The sequence below is a fragment of the Leuconostoc palmae genome (assembly GCF_019656075.1).
Classification (GTDB): Bacteria; Bacillota; Bacilli; order Lactobacillales; family Lactobacillaceae; genus Leuconostoc; species Leuconostoc palmae.
The window spans coordinates 56,987-78,627 of the sequence record NZ_BPKZ01000008.1; the positions used below are offsets into that span (position 1 = coordinate 56,987).

Sequence of the window (21,641 nt, forward strand, 5' to 3'; positions counted from 1 at the left end):
ATGACAAAAAAATTATTATTAATTGATGGCAATTCACTAGCGTTTAGAGCGTTTTATGCGATGTATAATCAGCTTGATCGCATGATTTCTCATAAAGGGTTACACACAAATGCACTCGTTGCATTTAATAACTTCTTAGACCAGATTGTAGATCCTATGATGCCGGATCTCGCGCTTGTTGCGTGGGACGCAGCATCAGGCAAAGAAACTTTCCGTGGAGAATTGTTTGCTGAGTATAAAGATGGGCGATCAAAAGCACCTTCAGAGTTTAAAGAACAATTTCCTTATTTAAGAGAAATGGTTGCATTACATGGCTTACGTAATTATGAACAAGCTGGCTTGGAGGCAGATGATATTATCGGAACATTCTCGAGAATGGGAGAAAAAGCAGGTTATGAGGTAACAATTGTAACAGGAGATCAAGATTTAACACAATTAGCAACAGATAATATCACAGTTAATGTGACAAAAAAAGGCGTTACAGAAATTGAGAGTTATACACCAGATTATATTATGGAAAAATTTGGTTTGACACCACTTCAAATTATTGAAAAAAAAGCGCTAACTGGTGATACATCAGATAATTATCCGGGTGTAACTAAGGTTGGAGAAAAAACAGCTTTGAAGTTACTAAATGACTATCACGACATTGACAATTTGTATAGAAATATTGACTATATGAAACAGTCAAAGTTAAAAGAAAATTTGATTAATGATAAGGATTCTGCCTATATGGCTAAGCAATTAGCAGAAATAAAGACAGATGCTGTTCTTGAATTGGCCTTAGATGAAATTGAATTTCGCGGTATTGATTTTGATAAATTGGTAGATTTTTATCAAGAAATAGATTTTAAAAAGCAGTTGGCAAAAATTAAAGCCTTGCAAAAATCTGGACAACTCACAAGTAATAAAGAGGATGCCGAAGAAATTATTAACGTTACTGTCTTAGGCGAAAATCATTTAGATATTTTAGAGACACTGACTGGTAAACTCACTGTCCACATTGAACTAGCAGGGTCAAATTATCATACAGATGAAATGATTGGTTTTGTCATTGGTAATGACGAAGTAGGCTATTTTGGCAGTCGCGATACTAAGTTGTTACAGCATGAGACATTAAAATCAATCATTGAGGATAATTCAATTACTAAAAACGTATTCAATGTTAAGGAACAACTTATTTTGTTTAAACGTTTGGGAATTAACTTAGTAGGCGTTAATTTTGACTTTCTATTAGTAGCGTATTTATTGGACACAACAGATAATGACAATGAACTAGCTACATTAGCACAGCGATTTGATGTATATTTGAGTTCTGATGAAGACTTCTATGGTAAAGGTACTAAATTTCTTATACCATCAGATGATAGCGTATTATTACAGCATTTAGCGCATAAGGCTGATACGATTATGAAAGTAGAAGAACCAGCAATAACCGCGTTAAAATTACATCAGCAAACACATTTATACACAGAAATAGAATTACCTTTAGCGCATGTATTAGCAAATATGGAGTACGAAGGTATCAAAATTAATCAAGAGAAATTACTATCAATAGGGAACAGTCTTGAAAAACGGATTACTGAGATAGAATCAAAAATATACGAAGAATCGGGTGAAAAATTCAATATTAATTCACCAAAACAACTCGGCATATTATTGTTTGAAAAGATGGGACTGCCAGTCATCAAAAAAACTAAAACAGGTTATTCAACAGCAGTGGGCGTTTTGGAAAAATTAGCTGATGAATCACCTATCGTTGAGCATATTCTAGAATATCGTCAACTGGCTAAAATAAAGTCTACTTATGTTGTGGGGCTTCTTTCAGTTGTTAATAAAAATGACAGTAAGATTCATACTCGTTTTTTGCAAACCTTAACGCAAACTGGACGGTTATCTTCAGTTGATCCAAACCTTCAAAATATTCCTATGCGATCAGAAGATGGGCGACAAATAAGAAAAGCTTTTGTACCAAGTCAAAAAGATTGGCAAATATTTGGAGCAGATTACTCGCAAATCGAGTTGCGAGTACTAGCACATATTACAGGTGACGAAAATATGCAACGAGCTTTCAAAAATGGCGAAGATATTCATGCAGAAACAGCGCGAGCAGTTTTTGGATTGTCAGATGATGCCATTATTGACTCTCAAATGAGACGTACAGCAAAAGCAGTTAATTTTGGTATTGTTTATGGTATTTCTGATTTTGGTCTAGCTAATAATCTTGGTATTAGTCGTTTTGAAGCAAAGCGATTTATTGATACGTATTTTAAAGAATTTCCTAAGATTCATGAGTGGATGTCAGAAATCAAAGCATCAGCACATGAACAAGGATATGTCGAAACAATTGCTAAGAGAAGACGATATTTGCCCGACATTCAATCAAAAAACTTTAATTTGAGAAGTTTTGCTGAGCGTACTGCTATGAATTCACCAATTCAAGGATCAGCTGCTGATATTATTAAAATAGCTATGATCAAGGTTGCCGAAGCACTCAGATTAAATGGTATGTCAGCCCGCATGTTACTACAAGTACATGATGAACTGATATTTGAAGCACCAAAAGCAGAAATTAATTTATTAAAAGAGATTGTAACTAGTGTGATGGATTCAGCAGTTGCCCTCGATGTCCCTTTACAAGTCGATAGCCACTTTGGCAATACTTGGTATGATGCTAAATAAGCGTGCGAATAGCATGCTTTTTTTCTACGATTAATTTAATGTTAGAAAAGCTGACATTTATTTACAAAAATATGTGATTTAAATTAAAATATAGATATGCTAGCGGAGGTGTTAAATGAGTGAACGTGAACTGAGAAGAAATTTAGCAATTTTACCAATTGGTACAGTTCGCGAACTGACATTGCTGACAGATCGCCAAATTCGTTATTATGAGCAAAATAATTTAATTTCGCCTAATCGTGGTAAAGGTGGGCAGAGACGTTTTTCATTAAATGACGTTGATCGTCTACTTGAAATTAAAGATTTTTTAGATGCAGGGGATTCAATTAGAGATATTCAGGAGATATTGGCTAAACAGCAACGCAAGGCATTGGAGAAACATGATTCGGAATCAGCACTACGTCGATCATTGCAAAAAGAATTTGCTCAAATTGGTCGGTTTGGTCGTTGATTGTTAACGTTTTTACTACTAAGATTGGAATAAGAAAGGGATACCATGGCACGAAAGTCATTCACTAAAGAAGAAATTAAGCAAATTGTTGCTGATGAGAATGTTGAGTTTATTCGCGTAACGTTTACTGATGTTTTGGGGGCAATTAAAAACGTTGAGGTCCCAACTTCACAATTGGATAAAGTGTTAGATAATAATCTGATGTTTGATGGTTCATCCATTGAAGGATTTGTGCGTATTAATGAATCGGATATGTATCTTTATCCAGATTTATCAACTTTCATGATTTTTCCATGGGCCACTGATAGTCATGGCGGTAAAGTAGCGCGATTGATTGCTGATATTTATACAGCTGATCGTGAACCTTTTGCTGGTGACCCACGATATGCTTTACGAAAAGTATTGGCGCAAGCTAAAGAAGCTGGTTTTTCTGCTTTCAATGTTGGTACTGAACCCGAATTTTTCCTTTTTAAATTAGATAATAATGGGAACCCAACAACAGAATTAAATGATAAAGGCGGTTATTTTGATTTAGCACCGCTAGACATGGGTGAAAATGTTAGACGTGAAATTGTGTTGACGCTTGAGAAGATGGGCTTTGAGATTGAAGCTGCTCATCACGAAGTTGCTGAAGGACAACATGAAGTTGACTTTAAGTATGCTTCAGCCTTGGAGGCTGCTGATAATATTCAGACTTTCAAGTTAGTGGTTAAAACAATTGCTCGAAAAAATGGTTATTTTGCTACATTCATGCCTAAACCAGTCGCAGGTATCAATGGCTCTGGTATGCACACTAACATGTCTTTGTTCAGAGATAGTAATAATGCTTTTGAAGATACAGCCGATGAAATGGGTCTATCTAAGACAGCCTATAATTTCCTAGGTGGGTTATTGACACATGCAACAGCATTTACAGCACTTGCTAATCCAACTGTTAATTCTTATAAGAGATTAACACCAGGATTTGAAGCGCCAGTATATGTTGCTTGGTCTGCATCAAATCGTTCACCAATGGTTAGAGTACCTGCTTCAAGAGGCAAGTCAACTCGCTTAGAATTAAGGTCAGTTGATCCAACGGCTAATCCTTATACAACATTGGCGGCCATTTTAGCAGCTGGTTTAGATGGTATCAAAAATGAACTTGAACCATTGGCTTCTGTAGACAAGAATATTTATTTAATGGATGAAACAGAACGTTCAAAGGCTGGTATTACTGATCTACCAGATACACTTTTGGCTGCTGTTCGCGAATTAGCGATGGACGATATTATTATTTCAGCTATTGGAAGTCATATTGCTGATAAATTTATTGAAGCTAAAAAGATCGAATATACATCTTATAGGCAGTTTGTTTCAGAATGGGAAACAGATGCTTATCTTGAAAATTACTGAGCAAACTATCTGAAATAATGTTTGTAATAATTAGCTTGAAAGCCACGACAATCGTTGGCTTTTTTGTTATGATAAATGGGGTTGTTGAATAGTTTAGGAGCGTGTTGTGAACATGAAAAAAATCACCATTAATTGGCGTAAAGTTATGCTAATCAGTATTATGTTTTTAGCTAGTGCCATTGTACAAGTACTAGCTTTGAATGCGTTTTTAATCCCAAATAAAGTTTTTTCAGGTGGATTTAACGGTATAGCTCAGTTACTTTCTCTATTTTGTATACAATTTTTTCATATTGATATTCAAACTGGTTTGTTTATTATGATTTTTAACATTCCAATTGGTATTATCGGTTGGAAAATGATAGGTGGACAATTTACAATATTAAGTTTTTTAAATTCAATATTTGTTTCCATCTTACAAATCGTAACTCCCACTCAAGCATTAACACATGAGCCATTGTTAGCATCTTTATTTGGTGGATTGTTAATTGGTGTTGCCATTGGATTAGCCATGAGATATGGTTTTTCAACTGGTGGATTGGATATTGTTGCTATGGTTGTACAAAAGCGTACCGGAAAATCAATTGGTGCGCTGATGAATGTCATTAATTTTTTTGTTGTTGTCATCGCAGGAGCCTTTATTGGTTGGCAAAATGCATTGTTTACTTTGATTGGTATTTACGCCACGGGGCGTGCTGTAGATGCAATATATACTGGTTATCAAAAGTTAACAGCCATGATTGTGACATCTAAAGGTGATGAAGTGATTACCGAATTACATAAAGATCTTATTCGCGGAATAACTATCTTACCATCGAAAGGAGCTTATACAAAACGTGATTCAACCACATTAATGATGGTTTTATCGAGATATGAATTAGTTGAAATGCAAGAGATTGTTCATCGAGCTGACCCGAAAGCTTTTATCAATTTAATGAGTACAGTCAGTGTTTCAGGAGAGTTTTTTGATGCTGATCGTCAATTACAAATGAAAAAAGCCGTTACGGTTCCGAAGATGGAAACAATCAATGCTCAAATCGAAGCTGAGCAACAGTTAGAAGCACAATTAGAAAAAATAGAAGAAAAAAGTAAATAAGGGAGCAAAATTATGCCAATCGTACAAGTTGAACTATTAGAAGGTCGTACTCACGAACAATTAGCTAAAATGGTTAAAGATATCACAGATGTTATTGTCCAAGATGCAGGTGCTTCTCGGGAAGCGGTACATGTTATTTTACGTGAAATGCCAAAAGACCATTATGCTGTTGGTGGTGTATTAAAAAGTGATCAGTAATAAAAAAGTAATCATTGAGAATTCAATGATTACTTTTTTTGGTTGATTCGCGTATGATGAGTTGTCCATTGATAACCTGACGTTGAACTGTTTTTGGTTTGTGATCACGAACTTTTACAAATAAACGATAAAGTGCTTTACCTGTTTCAAAGAAATCAAATTCAAAACTGGTTAAGTTAGGAGAAACCGTTTCACTAAAAAATGATTGACCAAAACCAATAAATTTTGGATGCTGTTTCAGAGCAAAGGCTGACTGCATTGCACCAACAACAATTCTGTCAGTAGCACCTACAACCAGATCAAATTGCTGTTTAGACATTGCTTTATATGAATCCTTTTTTGTTAGGTGTAATTTGAAATCAGTTATAATTTCTTGATGAGGAATATGAGTTAAAGATTCTTTTATACCAAGAAAACGATCATGACCAACGGCATAGTCAATATTACTATCAACATTAAGCAATAAAACGCGCTGAGGCGATAACGTTTTGATATATTGTCCAACAATGAGACCAGCTTCAATATCATTCATAATGACACGATGAAAATTAGGTTCATCTTGTCCTTGAATAACTATTGGCAAAGGAGATGATGTTAAAGCTTGTCTAATTTCATCTGTTAAATTTGCTGTTAAAAGTATAATGCCACCAACATTTTGCGAGTGCAACTTTTCAATAGCAGCCAACACACGATTTGAATCTTGATAGGTATTGATGATTAAAAATGTATCTTCTTTATTAAGTTCATCGAGGCCACGTAGCATATCGGATTGAGCAATTGAGTCTAAACGTGGAACGATGACACCAACAGTATGATTTGTCTGCTGCTTGAGACTCTGTGCGAAAGTGTTAGGTGTATAGTTATATTTTTCAACGATACGATCAATTTTTAGACGCGTATGTTCACTGACTGATCCACCATTCAGATAGCGAGATACTGTACTTTTGGCAACATTTGCCATACTAGCTATATCGTTTATCGTGACTTTTTTATTCATACTGTTAATCATAGCAGAAAATTAAAAAAATTTTTCACAATTTTGTAACAAAAAAAAGTATTGCAAAATAACATGTAAGCGTTTACAATAAAAGTGCATTAAAGAACCGGTTCCACAATAACAAAAATCAACCCAAATAGCTGTTTGGGTTGATTGAGTAGAGTAGAGGATATTGTTATGAAGCATAATGAAGTTGCTAGGCGAGTTGCAGATGCTGTTAAGCAGGATAATATTATTGCTGCTGCGCATTGTGCAACACGCTTGAGGTTAGTTGTTAAAGATGTTAAAAAAATTGATCAAAAAGCATTAGATGATGATCCTGATTTGAAAGGAACATTTAATGCCAATGGTCAATATCAAATTATCGTTGGACCTGGTGATGTCAACCCAGTTTACGATGAATTTGTTAAATTAACTGGTGTTAAACAAGCATCTACAGACGATTTGAAACAAATCGCTGCAAAATCAGGTAAGCAGAATCCATTAATGGCTTTAATTAAGGTTTTGTCTGATATATTTGTACCGTTGATTCCCGCACTGGTTGCTGGTGGTTTGTTGATGGCTTTGAATAATATTTTGACTGGTGCAGGGATGTTTGGACCAAAGTCACTTGTTGAAATGTTTCCTCAAATTACAGGATTAGCTGAGATGGTTAACCTAATGGCATCAGCACCGTTTGCTTTCCTACCAATCTTAATTGGTATTACAGCAACACGTCGATTTGGTGGTAGTGAAATTCTTGGTGCAGCCGCAGGTATGATGCTAGTAATGCCAAGTTTGATTAATGGTTACGCTGTTGCACAAACTGTTGCAAGTGGCAAAATGCCAACATGGGACTTATTTGGGTTACATGTTGCTCAGGCAGGATATCAAGGACAAGTGTTGCCAATTATTGGTGTTGCTTTTATTCTTGCTAATTTAGAAAAGTTTTTCCATAAGCGTTTAAAAGGTGCAATTGACTTTACGTTTACACCAATGTTATCAATTTTGATTACAGGGTTCTTGACTTTTATTGTTGTGGGTCCCGTTCTAAGAATTATTTCAAATGGTATTACAGATGGTTTGACATGGTTGGTAACAACTTTTGGATTTATTGGATATGGTGTCTTTGGATCATTCTATTCAGCAATTGTTATTACTGGATTGCACCAAAGTTTCCCAGCCATAGAAACACAGTTGTTAGCTAATATCTCTAAAACTGGAGGTGACTTTATTTTCCCAATTGCAGCAGCAGCAAACGTTGCTCAGGGTGCTGCAACATTCGCTATTTACTTCTTGGCAAAAGGAAATTCAAAGTTACGCGCCCTATCATCTTCTGCTGGTGCTTCAGCAATGTTAGGGATTACAGAACCAGCATTATTCGGTGTCAATTTAAAATATAAGTTCCCATTCTTTATTGCATTAGGATCATCAGGTGTTGCTAGTTTGATTATGGGGTTGTTCCATGTTATGTCATCTTCACTTGGACCTGCTGGTTTAATTGGATTTATCGCTATTCCTGCTAATAAGTGGTTAGGATTCTTTATTGCAATTATCATTAGTTTTGTACTATCATTCACTGTAACGCTTGTGTATGGTAAGTCACATATGCCAGAAGTTAAGACAGATGTAACACCTACAGATGCTAACGTACCAGAACACGAAGCTGGTTTTGAAATTGATGCACCTGTTGCAGGTCAATTAGTTGACATTACAACAGTGAATGATGCAGTATTTTCTAGTGGTATGATGGGAAATGGTGTTGCAATTGAACCATCAGATAACAAAATTTTTGCTCCTGCAGATGGTGAAATTACCGTTGCTTACGCTACAAAACATGCTTATGGTATAAAAACAACAGATGGCGTTGAAGTATTGATTCATATTGGTATTGATACTGTTAACCTAGAAGGAAAAGGCTTTGAAAGTCAAGTAACTCAAGGTCAAAAAGTTAAGAAGGGTGAATTGTTAGGAACTTTTGATAAGCAGATCATTAAAGATGCTGGTTATCCTGTTACAACAATGGTTATTGTTACGAATATAACTGAATTTTCTGAGGTTGTACGTGATGAACCATTTGGGGCGGAAATCGTTCCTGACAATGTTATTATGACAGCTATACCGGCACTAGAAGATAAAAAAGCTCAAGCTGTTGAAGCTTAAGGAGATTAAATGTTAGTTACCAATGATAAAATTGCTTTTGAAAAATATCATCTTTATCCTACAGAGGGATTATTAAATGATCCTAATGGATTAGTTTATTTTAATGGGCAATATCATGTTTTTTATCAATGGAATCCTAAAGGGTGTGATCATAAATATAAAGTATGGGGACACTTTATCTCAAAAGATTTAACAACTTGGGAACGTGTTGAAACGGCTTTAGAACCATCGTTGGAAAACTTAGATAGTGCAGGAATATATTCTGGGGCAGCATATGTTCATGACAATCGTTTGTATGTTTTCTATACTGGTAATGTTCGTAATGAACTAGGTCAAAGTGTGAAATCTTCTCAAATGTGGGCAGTGAGTGATGATGGTATTCATTTTGAAAAGCTTGGTGAATTGTTTCCACATCCCAAAGGTTTTACAAAAGATGTCCGTGATCCGATGGTTTGGCAAGGTAAAAATGGTCATTATTTCTTAATACTTGGTGCACAACATGATAATCAAGTTGGCGATATTATTGCTTATGAATCAACTGATTTCAAAAACTGGACGTTTCGTGGTTCTATTTTGGGCAACCAATTGCAGAATGTACGAGGGTACATGTTAGAATGTCCTGGTTTCATTGAAGTAGATGGTAAGCAGGTTCTAATGTTTTCACCACAAGGGCTAACACCTGATACTGATAATCATCGATACGAAAACATTCATAACACTGGTTATGTTGTTGGAAAATTCGATGAGAGCAGTGCTACGTTTAATGTTATGACTGATTTTGAAGAGGTTGATAAAGGATTTGAATTCTATGCACCCCAAACCATGATTGCTCCAGATGGTCGTCGTATTATGTGGGGATGGGCAGGAATGATGACACCAGACAGGGAAGGAAGTGTACCAACAATAGCTGCTAATAATTGGGTACATGTGCTTAGCTTACCTAGAGAGTTACATGTTAATAACCAAAATAAATTGTTACAGCGGCCTATTTCTGAAATTTTAGAAGTAAAACAGTTAACGAACTTTGACCATGTTTCAGTTGGAAAGTACGCTATTGATACTAACACAAATTGGGAAATTGTTCTCTCTGACTCTTCAAAGTTACGTCGTATGGACAATAAAATTATTTTTGAAAGAAAACAGTGGGAATCAGGTCAAGTAGAGACACGTCAAATAACAGGAAATGTTAATCAAGTGATCTTGATTATTGACAATGATGTTCTTGAATTGTATACAGAAGACGGGCTGGAAAGTATGACAAGTCGATGGTTTTAATAATAACTAATGACTAATTAACAATGACAAAATAAAAGACGACACAATAGTTCAGTAAGTTGTGTGGTCTTTTTTTAGTGCTTGCAAAGCCAAATTATGCGCACCACGATTTTCTTTTTCTGGAATCCATTGTATCAGAACTAAATTATAAGATTGAAGTAACAAGCAAAGTTTGTCGACAAATGGCTGGTAATGTTTGGCATATTTTTTTTCTAATGCATCAGTCATAATTTTCGAATCACTATAAATTTTAATGATACTATCAGATGATGGTAGGTGCCTTAATGCCCATGATAAAGCCATGAATTCAGCTTGATGGTTATCATTTGTTTTAAAAATAGGGGATTTGATTTGATATTGTTTTTTTTCTATTGAAATAACAGCACCTGCGGCACTAAATCCGGTAGTTACGTTTCTTGCCGCATCGACAAACAAAGTGATCATAATTTTTTCTCCATATTGATTTATTTAAAGTATACATTTTTTTGTGTTAATGCGGATCAATGCAGAGTTGAATTCATGTTAAAATAGAATGTGTTAGATTAAATTGAGGTGAAGTATGATACCAAAAAGAGGATTTTTTCAACCAATAGACACCAATGGAAAAATTGGATGGGTATGGTGGAGTATATTTTTAATGATTGGCATAATTGCATGGAGTGAGATATTATTTAAAATTGATATTGTCATTATCTGTTATCTTTTAATTATTTTAGGTATTGGGGTAATTATGATTTTTAGGCGTCGAGTGTATATTGCTGGATCTCAAATATTTTTAGGTAGATTATTTATAAGTGACTATGAAAAAATATCATTATCTTCGTTAAATAACTGGCGTTTAAATGGTAAGTTATTATCTTTTGAGCGCGCTGGTCGAGTTAGAAAATATTGGTTAAGTAAAAATATTGCAACACAAATTAAGGAATATATGGATACCCATGACAGAAAAGATAACAGTTAATATTGAAAATGAGACAGGGCGCATTGATTCTGTGCTATCAAAGAAAAATTTACCGTATTCTAGAACAGTAATTGCAGATTGGCTAAAAGCAGGCTACATTTTAGTCAATCAACAAATGGTGAAACAATCATATAAAGTGAATCAGAATGATGTGATTACAATCGAACCACCGATGGTTAAGTCAGTTGAAATTCAGGCTGAAAACATACCGCTTGATATTGTTTACGAAGATGATGACTTGATTGTTGTTAATAAGCCACAAGGAATGGTGGTTCATCCTGCAGCTGGACATATCAGTCAAACATTAGTTAATGCATTGATGTATTACTCACCTTTATCGACTATTAATGGAGAATATCGTCCAGGTATTGTGCATCGAATTGACCGTGATACAAGTGGTTTGTTAATGGTCGCAAAAAATGATCATGCACACCAAGTCTTATCAGAACAACTTAAAGCTCATAAAAATAAGCGTATTTATTATGCCTTGGTCAAAGGGGAATTTTCTGAAAATAGTGGGACTATTAATGCGCCTATTGCCAGACACAAAGTTGATCGAAAAAAACAAGCTGTTCAAGAAGATGGTAGGGAAGCGATTACACATTTTGAAGTATTGGAGCGCTTTGTAGGTTACACTTTGGTCAAGGCTATACTTGAAACGGGTCGAACGCACCAAATACGTGTGCATATGACATATATTGGACATCCTATTGTTGGAGATCCTGTGTATGGTTCAGCACAAAAAATGGCTGGTCAACATTTAAATGGGCAGTTGCTTCATGCTAAAACATTGTCACTGATGCAGCCAACTACTGGTGAAGAGTTATTATTTGATAGTCCGTTACCAGATTATTTTACAAATGCGATAAAATCATTAACACCAATTATTTCATCAACACAAGATTAAGAAAGGACACTTTTTGGTTTAACCAAGGAGCAGTAAAATTATGCTAAATAAAGAAGTTTTAGATAACGCCTCATTGCAAAGAGCATTGACGCGCATTACATATGAGATTATTGAACGCAATAAAGGTGGTCAAGATTTAGTACTTGTTGGTATCAAGACGCGTGGAGAATTTCTTGCACATAGAATTGCGAATCGACTAGAACAGTTAGAAGGAGTTAAAATTCCTGTAATGGCAATTGACATTACTAACTTCAGAGATGACGTATTAAACCGCGAAGATAGTTTAGGATTAAATGAAGAAGAAATGACGAATATTGCCGATAAAAACATTGTTTTGATAGATGATGTCTTGTTCACTGGGCGAACAATTAGAGCGGCATTGGATGCATTGATTCATATCGGTCGGCCTAATACAATTGCATTGGCAGTATTAGTTGATAGAGGACATCGTGAATTACCAATCAGAGCAGACTTTGTCGGTAAAAATATTCCCACAGCTCAAAATGAAAAAATAAAGGTTTTGGTACAAGAAATTGACGGTCGAGATGCTGTTGAAATTGTACATTAATGAAAGAAAGCTAAATTAGCTTAAGCTAGTTTTGTGGTAAATGAACTTATGACAGAACGTCACTTAATACTTGAAGATGGTACTATATTTAAAGGGTTGGGATTTGGTGCACCAGCGACTACATTTGGAGAAATTATTTTTCATACAGCCATGACAGGTTATCAAGAAATCATTACAGATCCAATTTATGATGGTCAAATGATTGTTTTTGCCATGCCGGTTGTTGGGGCTTCAGGCATTCATGCGGAAGCTTATGAATCAGTTAAGCCAACAATTCGAGGTATGATTGTGCATGATTTAGCTGAGGTATCAGTTAACCGACAAAGGCGTATGAACCTGGATCGTTTTTTAAAACAGCACAACATTCCTGGTCTATATCAAGTAGATACAAGACAACTTATTAGACACTTACGAGAAACTGGACCACAGAAAGCAACAATTGTTGATTATGCCGATGAGCATGCTGTTGATCAGCTAGTAGCAACTGTTTTAACTAATAAACAGGTTCAAAATACTGCAACACCAAAACCTTATGCCAATCCTGGTAGAGGTCGACATATTGTTGTCATTGATTTCGGTTTAAAACATGGTATTTTAAGAATGCTTGGAGACTACGATGCTAATGTTTCTGTATTGCCGTACACAACAAACGTAGAAGAAGTTTTGACACTAGATCCTGACGGTATTATTTTATCAACTGGGCCAGGTGATCCGCGTACGCTACCAGAAAGCGTTTTGACGCTCATTAGAGTATTGCAGACTAAGGTGCCGATGTTAGGTATTGGATTAGGACATGAATTATTTGCTTTATCAAATGGTGCTGAACTAATGCCGTTACCTTCTGAGCACCATGGAATGAACCATCCCATACAAGAAATAATATCTAGACAAATTTTTTATGCCATGCAGGGTCAAGGTTATGCAGTTAATGCGGAAACAATTGATCGAAAAAAATTATTTGTGACGTATCGTGATTTAGTAGATGGTGCTGTACAAGGATTACGACATCGTGAGTATCCGGCATTTAGTGTTCAATTTTTTCCAGATGCTGCTCCTGGACCTCTCGAAGCAACAGAAGTATTTGCAGATTTTTTTGAAACGGTAGAAGATTATGTCGAACATTTTAACCAATAAAACAATTAAAAAGTTACTCTTTATTGGTTCTGGCGTTAATGATTTTGGTAAGGAAGCTGAACATGATTCAGCAATTTACCAAGTAATGCCGGAATTAACTAGGCGAGGCATTGAAGTCTTCGTTATTGATGAAAATCCATATACGTTATCGCTAGAAAGCCTTTCAGCAACAACGTTTTGGCAACCATTGACGGTGAAGAATCTTAAATCTGTGATTTTGGAAAATAAAATTGATACTGTTGTTCCTCTATTTGGTGGTGAGTCATCGTTGAGATTGTGGTCAGAAGTTGTTCAAAGCTGGAATTATGGTGACGGTACAATGCCTAATACTTTAGGACTAAGTATTGATATGATCCTTAAGGTCAATAACTTACCTATTTTGACACAGATGATGGCTCAAAATGGCTTGCCTGTCATCAATAACTATGTTTTAAAAGCTCAAGATGAAGCTAATGAATTATTGCGTCAAGTACAATTACCTTTAATGGTACGTGCATTACATCCTATTCAAAATAATACACGTCATATTGTTGACCGGTTAGATGATTTTGAATCAGCAATCAAAGCGGCAAAATCGCAATCAGTTACGCAAGAGGTTATTATATCAAAAGCAATAAATGGACTTAAAGAAATTAGTTTAGAAGTATTAAGAGATTCTCGGGGCAACAAGTTACAGATAGGTGCCAGTGAAGACATGGATCCTATTGGTATCCACACACAGGATTCGTTAAGTATTTCACCAATTTTGACGGTTCAGGATCAACTAATTAGTAAAATGAGATCGTATGCTTTCAAAATTGCTGATATGTTACACCTTGAAGGTGTTTTACATGTCCGATTTGCTGTTAATGATGATTCACATGAAATCTTTGTGATTAAGGTGTCGCCTTACATTGATCAAATGGCAACACGAACTGCTTTGTGTACAGGGTATCCGACAATGCTTGTAGCAATGAATCTTGCTATTGGCGTACCCCTTGAAGAAATTGTGTTACCAAGAAACTTTGGTGCAAACGCAGCTATGATGGAACCAATGATGGATCATGTCGTTGTAAAATTACCGATTTTTCCTTTTGGTGAGCTTGCCGAAGCAGGGATTAGTGTCAATAGAAAGCTAAATAGTGTGCAGAAGTCAGTTGGCACAACATTGGGATTTGGTAGAACATTTATTGAGGCGTTGGAAAAGGCAATTCGTTCAGCTCATTTTAACAATACTAGTTTTTCACCAACAAATATGGCGACTATTAATGATGACTCTTTGATTCAACAGTTAATTCATTCAGAAGATAATCGTGTTTTACTTTTAATAGAAGCTATTAAAAGAGGTTATGAAATTGATGAATTAGCTGAGTTGACTAATATCGATGAATTTTTCTTTCATCAATTAGTTCATTTACATGAAATAGAATCACAAATTGAACAAGATATTGATAGTATCAGTTCGTTAAGACGGGGCAAAAAGTACGGATTATCTGACGGATTACTTGCACGTTTTTGGCATACAGATTTTAATATTATTCGTGCGTTGGCAAAAGAAAATGGTATTGATGCAACGTACAAGGCAGTGGAACCTTCTGCTGGAGAATTTCCCGAAAATGCAAGGCAATATTATGCTACCTATGAATCTGAAAATGAATCGGCTCCAATTAGCTCAGAGTCAATTCTGGTTATTGGTTCTGGAGCTTTTCGTATGGGGGATGCAGCATCTGGCGGTTATGCAACGTCAGTAACCTTGTCTGAATTAAAAAGGTTACAATATCAAACTATCATTATGAACAATAATCCCAATGATGCAACGCTGTTACCACACTTAGCAGATAAGCAATATTTGGAACCGCTAGAAATTTCTGATGTTATGAAAGTCGTGGAATTAGAATCACCACAAACGATTATTGTGCCTGGCAACAGAAAAAAATTGATTGACGCATTAAAAGTATTAGGTCAAAAAGTTGTAATTTTACCAAAAGAAAAACACATGCCGATAGGACCAAATGAAAAGCAGTCCGAATTTGCAATTAATTTGTTTTTTGATGGAGAGAAAATTTACCCAATTAATTTGACACAGCATATGGCTGGAGAAATGCGTATTATACCGCAGATGATTGAAACAATAGATGGTATTGATGTATTATCACTTAAAAATCCAGGTGTGTATCAATTTATTTGGTATCAAGAAACTATAAAGTGGCAGGAAACAATTCGAGCAAGTTCTTTTGGAAAAGATGGTTCGTGGGTTAGACCAATGCCATTTGGTCAAATAGCCTATTTAACTAAAGTGATGGACGTACCTTTAATGCGGATGATAGTGCGCGCTGGTTTAGGCAGATTGACAGATCAAGATTTTGAGCTTTTAAACACATTGGGAAAGCGAGTAACCCACAATAAGTTGAGTCTGGTTGCTGGCGATATAAATTATGGTTTACATTTACAACCAAATCAAGTCATTGATGGTACGAGATTTGAAATTGGCGTAGGAGTTGATGATCATGGCTGATAGCAAAAAATATGAAACAAATTTATTTACAGGGATTGTTGTTGTAGAAGATGTTTCTGGTAAATACATACCTAAACAGGATTCAAGACCGAATTTTTGGCGTACTGGAAAGCATACACGTGGTCAATTTAAGAAAATTGGACAAGTTTTTTTAACTGAAAACAATCTAATGATTGCTGTATTAAGCAAAGAAAAATTGGCTTTTAATAAGCGTCATAATTTTACTGCGTTACAAAGATGGACAGATAGACAGGTTGATTTAGCATTATTATCAGAATGGTTGCCACAATAAAAAGACTGATGTTTGTCATCAGTCTTTTTATTGTTCAAGGCTACTGTTATTTTTTTGTTTGGCTCTGGCAATAACAAAATTAAATAAGATGTAATTAATAACTATAATAATAGCACTAAAAATAAAAATCCCACGGTAATCAAAAAAGCTAGCAATTAATGCGCCAGCCATCGGTCCAATGACAGATCCAAGCGAATAAAAACTTTGATTATAACTAAACATACGGCTGGTCATTTCTGAAGGAGAGTTTTTTGATATTAATGTTTGAATAGCTGGTAGCATGGTGGCGTCACTAATACCAACAATAAATCTGAATAGCATGAGTAGTGTGATACTGCTTATAAATGCAGTAGGCACAAAGCCAATAATTGCAATCATAAACCCAATTTTAATCATACGTTCAGTACCAATTTGATCGCCAATTCTACCAAAAGGTGGTGCAGCCAGAACTGTCGCTATACCAGGCATGGCCGCAACGATACCTGCAATAAAAGTAGTGTTATTAGCGTTGTGCAACAATTCTTGGACAAACAAACTTATAATTGGATTAATTGAAGTATTAACTGTTTGAACTAACATTGTTGTTACAAATAATCCCAAAATAAATGTTTTATTTGGCAGCGCTTGCCATAAGGTTTTTTGAGAATCTGAAGAATTCTTTATTGTTACAGTTAATGCATGTGTATCTTCTTTAACTAAAAATAAAGTTAAGAGAAAGACAACAAATAAAATAATACCTGTAATATGAAAGGCAGTCCGATAACTAAATATACTTGAAAGAGCACCGCCAAATAGTGGTCCAATCAAGTTACCAGCAGTCATTCCGGTAACGATAATACCTAATGCTTTTCCAGCGTGCTGTTTTGGTGTCTGTGTTGCTATAAGTGCATTTGCATTGGATATGAAACCACCCATAGCACCTTGTAGTGCACGTAAAATGAATAATTCCCAAACGTTTGTGACATTACCCATTAAAAATAAAATAATAGACATACCAAATGCTGCTCTGAGGAGCATGATTTTACGACCACGTCGATCAGCAATTTTACCCCAAATAGGAGAAACAATAGCTGTAACTAAAAATGAAATGGCGAAAACGGCACCAGAGTAAAAACTTAATTCATTGCGATTAAATCTGCCTAATGTTCCGATATAAAGAGATAGGAATGGCATTACTTCACTCAGAGCCACACCAGTCATAAAAACTCCAAACCATAGTACAAACAAATTACGTTGCCATAGACTTTTTCTACCAGGCACATCATCACTATTTATTTTTTTCATATTAAGTGCACCTTTCTTGGATTTTTATATTAATAGTGTAAGCTTAATTTAACTAATTTGCACGCATACAGTGCTCAGGTTGTGAAAATATTATATTTTTATTATAATTATACTACGTAAAGCTACGTCATAAGGCATATTGTGGTTTTAAAACAATGATATGTCTTCCGGAGTGATCATGAAGGGAAAAGTGCGTTAAAGCACGTTTGTAAATATGGCAAAAACGAAAATATATTCTGGTCCAGAAGTCATTGATATGGTTAACAGTTACATGAGTGAGACAGATGCACTCAAAGTAAAAGAGGCTTACGATTGGGCTACAGAGTTGCATTGTGAGCAAGTAAGAAAATCGGGAGAACCTTATATTATCCATCCTATTCAAGTTGCTGGTATTCTGGCTGAATTAAAAATGGATACGGCAACAGTAATTTCTGGTTATCTACATGATGTTGTCGAGGACACGACAGCTGAACTAGTAGATGTTGAACACAAATTTGGCCCCATAATAGCTGGCATTATTGATGGTGTTACAAAGATCAGTAAAATTCAATATCAGAGTTCTCAAGAACAATTAGCAGAAAATCATCGTAAGCTATTGTTGGCAATGTCTAAAGATATACGTGTTATCATTGTTAAACTAGCAGATCGCTTGCACAATATGAGAACTTTGAGTGCGCTACGTCAAGAAAAACAGCGTAGAATTGCTAATGAAACTTTGGAAATTTATGCACCACTAGCTGATCGTTTGGGAATTAGCACAATTAAGTGGGAACTAGAAGATTTATCTTTAAGTTATTTAGAGCCAGAAAAATATCATAGTATTGCCTCTCAAATGAATATGAAACGTGATGAACGTATTCAATATGTTGAAACAGCTGTAGTGGAAATTAAGGAAGCCATACAGGGTCTTGAATTATCAAACGTTGATGTTTATGGTCGACCTAAGCATATTTATTCAATTTATCGTAAAATGACTGATAAACACAAGGCATTTGAAGAAATATATGATTTGTCGGCTGTACGAATCTTGACAGACACAATCCCAGACACTTATGCGGTTTTGGGTGCCATTCATTCAAAGTGGATGCCACTGCCAGGACGATTTAAGGATTATATTGCTCTACCTAAAGCTAATGGTTATCAAAGCCTACATACAAGCGTAGTTGGACCGGGTGGCAGACCTTTAGAAGTTCAAATTCGAACACACCACATGCATGAAGTGGCAGAATTTGGTGTTGCTGCACATTGGGCTTATAAAAAAAATAAAGGTTCTAATAAAGAAGCGAAAGTTAATGATCAAAATGAACAAACACTGAATGTTATTCAGGGAATTTTAGAACTGCAAGAAGATGCCAAAAATGCAGAAGATTTTATGGATGGTGTTCAGGGTGACTTATTTAGTGATCGCGTTTATGCTTTTACTCCAAAAGGTGACGTTTTTGAGTTGGCTAAAGGGGCAGGTCCACTAGATATGGCTTTTTCTATCCACACTAATGTTGGTATTAAAACAATAGGGGCTAAAATTAATGGTCGTATTGTACCATTGGATTATAAAATTAAAACCGGTGATATTATTGAAATTATTACTAGTAGCACAGCAAAGCCAAGTAGAGATTGGTTGGATCTCGTTTCAACAAGACGTGCACGTAATAAAATCAAGCAATACTTTAAGCAACTTAATCGCAATGACAATATTGAAGCGGGAAAGGATTTGCTTACAAGAAGTCTTCATGAAATGGGCTTTGAAGCTAATGAGATTTTAGTTACGGAAAAGCTAGTTAAGACTTCAGAAGTTTTGCATTATAATTCTTATGAAGATATGTTAGCTGCCATAGGTTACGGTGACGTTGCTGCCCCCGGTGTTGCTAATAAATTAACCGAAGATATTCGTGAAGCTCAAGAAGCAGCTAAAACAGCTGAGCTACAGCGTGAGATGCTTGAAGAAGGCCATGAAATCAAGCGTGTTGAAACAGCATTAACCCAACGTCAAAAATCTTCTGCTGATGACATTGTTATTGCTGGTGTTGATAACTTACTTGTTCGCTTAGGACGTTGTTGTACACCGGTACCAGGTGATCAAGTAAAAGGCTATATTACTAAGGGACGAGGTATTTCTGTTCATCGTGTTGGATGCCCAAATATCAGAGCAGCTGAAAATCAAGGTCAAAGATTAGTTGATGTAGAATGGGAAGATGAAAATGGCCTAAAACCTAACTATGATGCGGATTTAACTGTTCATGGAGAAAACAGAAATGGCCTGTTAAATGATGTACTGAGATCAATTAATACACGAACAAAGTATGTTAATTCCGTTAATGGGCACGCAACTAAAAATGGTATGGCGCAAGTGTCGCTTTCAATTGGCGTTAAAAACACAGAACAATTGACGGCCATAATGGATGCGTTGAATAACTTACCAGCGGTTTATGATGTGGAACGTACTTTTCATTAATTTGTTAGTTGTAATTTAATTTTGATAAGGAGTGAGTTTTTGAAAGTTGTTCTACAGCGAGTTAAACATGCTCAAGTCTCGGTTGATCAGAAAATGATTGGTGCTATTAATAAAGGCTTTTTGCTTTTCGTTGGTGTAGCAGATGAAGACACACAGGAAGATATTGATTATCTGGTTAAGAAAATTTCACAATTGCGTATTTTTGAAGATGACAACGGTAGAATGAATTTAAGTATTCAGGATATCAAAGGTAGTTTATTATCTATTTCGCAGTTTACTTTGTTTGCCGATACAAAAAAAGGCAATCGGCCAAGTTTTACAAAGGCAGGGCATCCTGATTTTGCAAGTAAAATGTATGATTTATTTAATCAACAGTTAGTAGAGAAAACTGGTTTAATCGTTGAAACTGGTGAGTTTGCTGCTGAAATGCAAGTTTCGTTGATTAATGATGGACCGGTGACAATTATGTTTGACACAACACAAAAATAAAAAGCAACCAATTGGTTGCTTTTTATTTTTTATGTAACATATAATACAATCCGAATGGAATCGTACTTTCTGTACCATTGAGAATTCGTTTAATGTTGGATCTATGCCTGTAAAAAACAAAACCTGTTAAGGTAATCGCAACTATTATTAAAATAATATCCTTATAGTAGAAAGAAATGATTACAGCTACTGTGAAACCAATCATTGAACTTACTGATACCATAGATGTTAACAATAACATAAGTATAAATACGACGACAATTATGAAAAAAAATTGAGGATTATAAGCTAATAGGACACCTGCTGATGTTGCTACTGCTTTACCACCCTTGAACTTAATCCAGATTGAGAAAGTATGACCAATGATAGCTGCTATACCGATAATCATTGGATTAATATTGCTATGGAAAATTAGTGGTAATAATCCGGCAACTGTACCTTTAAGTAAATCGAGTAATAATGTGATGGTACCCGGTACAGGACCTAAAACTCGAAATGAATTTGTTGTACCAATATTACCAGATCCCTCATCACGAATATCTTTATGATAAAATATTTTTCCTATCCAAAAACCTGGAACCATAGCTCCTAATAAATAAGATAAAATAAACATAATTATAATTAAAATCATTTTTTAAACTCCTCATTATCATGCGTAAACGCAAAGACAATTTTATCATAAAAAATAATGGTAAAGGTGGTGAACTTAACTAATTATTAGATTTAATACTTGTCAGAAGTCTAATTTTAATCTATGATAATATAGATTAGCGCTATGCATCCAGTCAGTTAACTGATGCATAGTGTATTAAATGTTTTAAATTTAGAAA

Annotated in this window: 19 protein-coding genes; 15 read left to right on the plus strand and 4 right to left on the minus strand. The window is 35.3% G+C overall.

Annotated elements, in window-relative coordinates:
• From polA to thmT, 5 genes are all read left to right on the plus strand, one after another.
• A complete protein-coding gene (gene polA, locus K5Q12_RS05485) occupies positions 1 to 2,682 on the plus strand; it encodes a DNA polymerase I (RefSeq protein WP_220742703.1) in 2,682 nt (893 codons plus the stop codon).
• 115 nt (positions 2,683 to 2,797) lie between these two features.
• Positions 2,798 to 3,133: a MerR family transcriptional regulator gene (locus K5Q12_RS05490; protein ID WP_220742704.1), complete on the plus strand. Its 336-nt coding sequence runs from the start codon at positions 2,798 to 2,800 to the stop codon at positions 3,131 to 3,133.
• A 45-nt stretch (positions 3,134 to 3,178) separates the two neighbouring features.
• Positions 3,179 to 4,525 carry a type I glutamate--ammonia ligase gene (gene glnA / locus K5Q12_RS05495; protein ID WP_220742705.1) on the plus strand — a complete coding sequence of 449 codons (1,347 nt, stop codon included), beginning with the start codon at positions 3,179 to 3,181 and terminating at the stop codon, positions 4,523 to 4,525.
• Positions 4,526 to 4,637: 112 nt separating this feature from the next.
• Positions 4,638 to 5,618: a YitT family protein gene (locus tag K5Q12_RS05500; RefSeq protein ID WP_220742706.1), complete on the plus strand. Its 981-nt coding sequence runs from the start codon at positions 4,638 to 4,640 to the stop codon at positions 5,616 to 5,618.
• A 12-nt stretch (positions 5,619 to 5,630) separates the two neighbouring features.
• The gene (thmT, locus tag K5Q12_RS05505; protein WP_220742707.1) at positions 5,631 to 5,816 is read left to right on the plus strand and encodes a 2-hydroxymuconate tautomerase; all 186 of its coding nucleotides are present in this window, start codon (positions 5,631 to 5,633) and stop codon (positions 5,814 to 5,816) included.
• Positions 5,817 to 5,838: 22 nt separating this feature from the next.
• Here the strand turns inward: thmT and K5Q12_RS05510 are convergent, their stop codons facing one another.
• Positions 5,839 to 6,813, minus strand: a complete 975-nt coding sequence (locus tag K5Q12_RS05510) for a LacI family DNA-binding transcriptional regulator (protein WP_220742708.1) — start codon at positions 6,811 to 6,813, stop codon at positions 5,839 to 5,841.
• A 177-nt stretch (positions 6,814 to 6,990) separates the two neighbouring features.
• Here K5Q12_RS05510 and K5Q12_RS05515 point away from each other — a divergent pair, with 177 nt between their 5' ends.
• Positions 6,991 to 8,955: a sucrose-specific PTS transporter subunit IIBC gene (locus tag K5Q12_RS05515; protein WP_220742709.1), complete on the plus strand. Its 1,965-nt coding sequence runs from the start codon at positions 6,991 to 6,993 to the stop codon at positions 8,953 to 8,955.
• Positions 8,956 to 8,964: 9 nt separating this feature from the next.
• A complete protein-coding gene (locus K5Q12_RS05520) occupies positions 8,965 to 10,230 on the plus strand; it encodes a glycoside hydrolase family 32 protein (RefSeq protein WP_220742710.1) in 1,266 nt (421 codons plus the stop codon).
• A gap of 51 nt (positions 10,231 to 10,281) precedes the next feature.
• On the opposite strand, the gene K5Q12_RS05525 is transcribed toward K5Q12_RS05520, so the two are convergent.
• Positions 10,282 to 10,674 carry a ribonuclease HI family protein gene (locus K5Q12_RS05525; protein WP_220742711.1) on the minus strand — a complete coding sequence of 131 codons (393 nt, stop codon included), beginning with the start codon at positions 10,672 to 10,674 and terminating at the stop codon, positions 10,282 to 10,284.
• A 115-nt stretch (positions 10,675 to 10,789) separates the two neighbouring features.
• Here K5Q12_RS05525 and K5Q12_RS05530 point away from each other — a divergent pair, with 115 nt between their 5' ends.
• Genes K5Q12_RS05530 through K5Q12_RS05555 form a run of 6 tightly spaced genes read left to right on the plus strand, consistent with a single transcriptional unit; the run spans position 10,790 to position 16,586 of the window.
• Positions 10,790 to 11,191: an EbsA family protein gene (locus K5Q12_RS05530; protein WP_220742712.1), complete on the plus strand. Its 402-nt coding sequence runs from the start codon at positions 10,790 to 10,792 to the stop codon at positions 11,189 to 11,191.
• Entirely contained in the window at positions 11,169 to 12,098 is a 930-nt protein-coding gene (locus K5Q12_RS05535) for an RluA family pseudouridine synthase (protein WP_220742713.1), read from the plus strand. Before K5Q12_RS05530 ends, K5Q12_RS05535 begins: the two co-directional genes overlap by 23 nt.
• Positions 12,099 to 12,138: 40 nt before the next feature.
• Positions 12,139 to 12,666: a bifunctional pyr operon transcriptional regulator/uracil phosphoribosyltransferase PyrR gene (gene pyrR / locus K5Q12_RS05540; RefSeq protein WP_220742714.1), complete on the plus strand. Its 528-nt coding sequence runs from the start codon at positions 12,139 to 12,141 to the stop codon at positions 12,664 to 12,666.
• Positions 12,667 to 12,714: 48 nt separating this feature from the next.
• Positions 12,715 to 13,800 carry a carbamoyl phosphate synthase small subunit gene (locus K5Q12_RS05545; RefSeq protein WP_220742715.1) on the plus strand — a complete coding sequence of 362 codons (1,086 nt, stop codon included), beginning with the start codon at positions 12,715 to 12,717 and terminating at the stop codon, positions 13,798 to 13,800.
• Positions 13,778 to 16,294 (plus strand): carbamoyl phosphate synthase preATP-grasp domain-containing protein, encoded by a 2,517-nt coding sequence (locus K5Q12_RS05550; protein WP_220742716.1) that lies wholly within the window; start codon positions 13,778 to 13,780, stop codon positions 16,292 to 16,294. The genes K5Q12_RS05545 and K5Q12_RS05550 overlap by 23 nt, the downstream gene beginning before the upstream one ends.
• On the plus strand, positions 16,287 to 16,586 hold the full coding sequence (locus K5Q12_RS05555) for a DUF7671 family protein (protein ID WP_220742717.1): 300 nt from the start codon (positions 16,287 to 16,289) through the stop codon (positions 16,584 to 16,586). The genes K5Q12_RS05550 and K5Q12_RS05555 overlap by 8 nt, the downstream gene beginning before the upstream one ends.
• A gap of 27 nt (positions 16,587 to 16,613) precedes the next feature.
• Here the strand turns inward: K5Q12_RS05555 and K5Q12_RS05560 are convergent, their stop codons facing one another.
• Positions 16,614 to 17,870, minus strand: coding sequence for an MFS transporter (locus K5Q12_RS05560; protein WP_220742718.1), 1,257 nt, complete (start codon positions 17,868 to 17,870; stop codon positions 16,614 to 16,616).
• A 214-nt stretch (positions 17,871 to 18,084) separates the two neighbouring features.
• Between K5Q12_RS05560 and K5Q12_RS05565 the strand changes: the two genes are divergently transcribed.
• Both K5Q12_RS05565 and dtd read left to right on the plus strand, forming a co-directional pair.
• Complete coding sequence (locus K5Q12_RS05565; RefSeq protein ID WP_220742719.1) at positions 18,085 to 20,322, plus strand: RelA/SpoT family protein; 2,238 nt, start codon at positions 18,085 to 18,087, stop codon at positions 20,320 to 20,322.
• Positions 20,323 to 20,361: 39 nt separating this feature from the next.
• Positions 20,362 to 20,811: a D-aminoacyl-tRNA deacylase gene (gene dtd, locus K5Q12_RS05570; RefSeq protein WP_220742720.1), complete on the plus strand. Its 450-nt coding sequence runs from the start codon at positions 20,362 to 20,364 to the stop codon at positions 20,809 to 20,811.
• A gap of 22 nt (positions 20,812 to 20,833) precedes the next feature.
• Here dtd and plsY read toward each other — a convergent pair whose 3' ends face one another.
• Positions 20,834 to 21,442 carry a glycerol-3-phosphate 1-O-acyltransferase PlsY gene (plsY, locus tag K5Q12_RS05575; RefSeq protein WP_220742721.1) on the minus strand — a complete coding sequence of 203 codons (609 nt, stop codon included), beginning with the start codon at positions 21,440 to 21,442 and terminating at the stop codon, positions 20,834 to 20,836.
• Positions 21,443 to 21,641 lie beyond the last annotated feature (199 nt).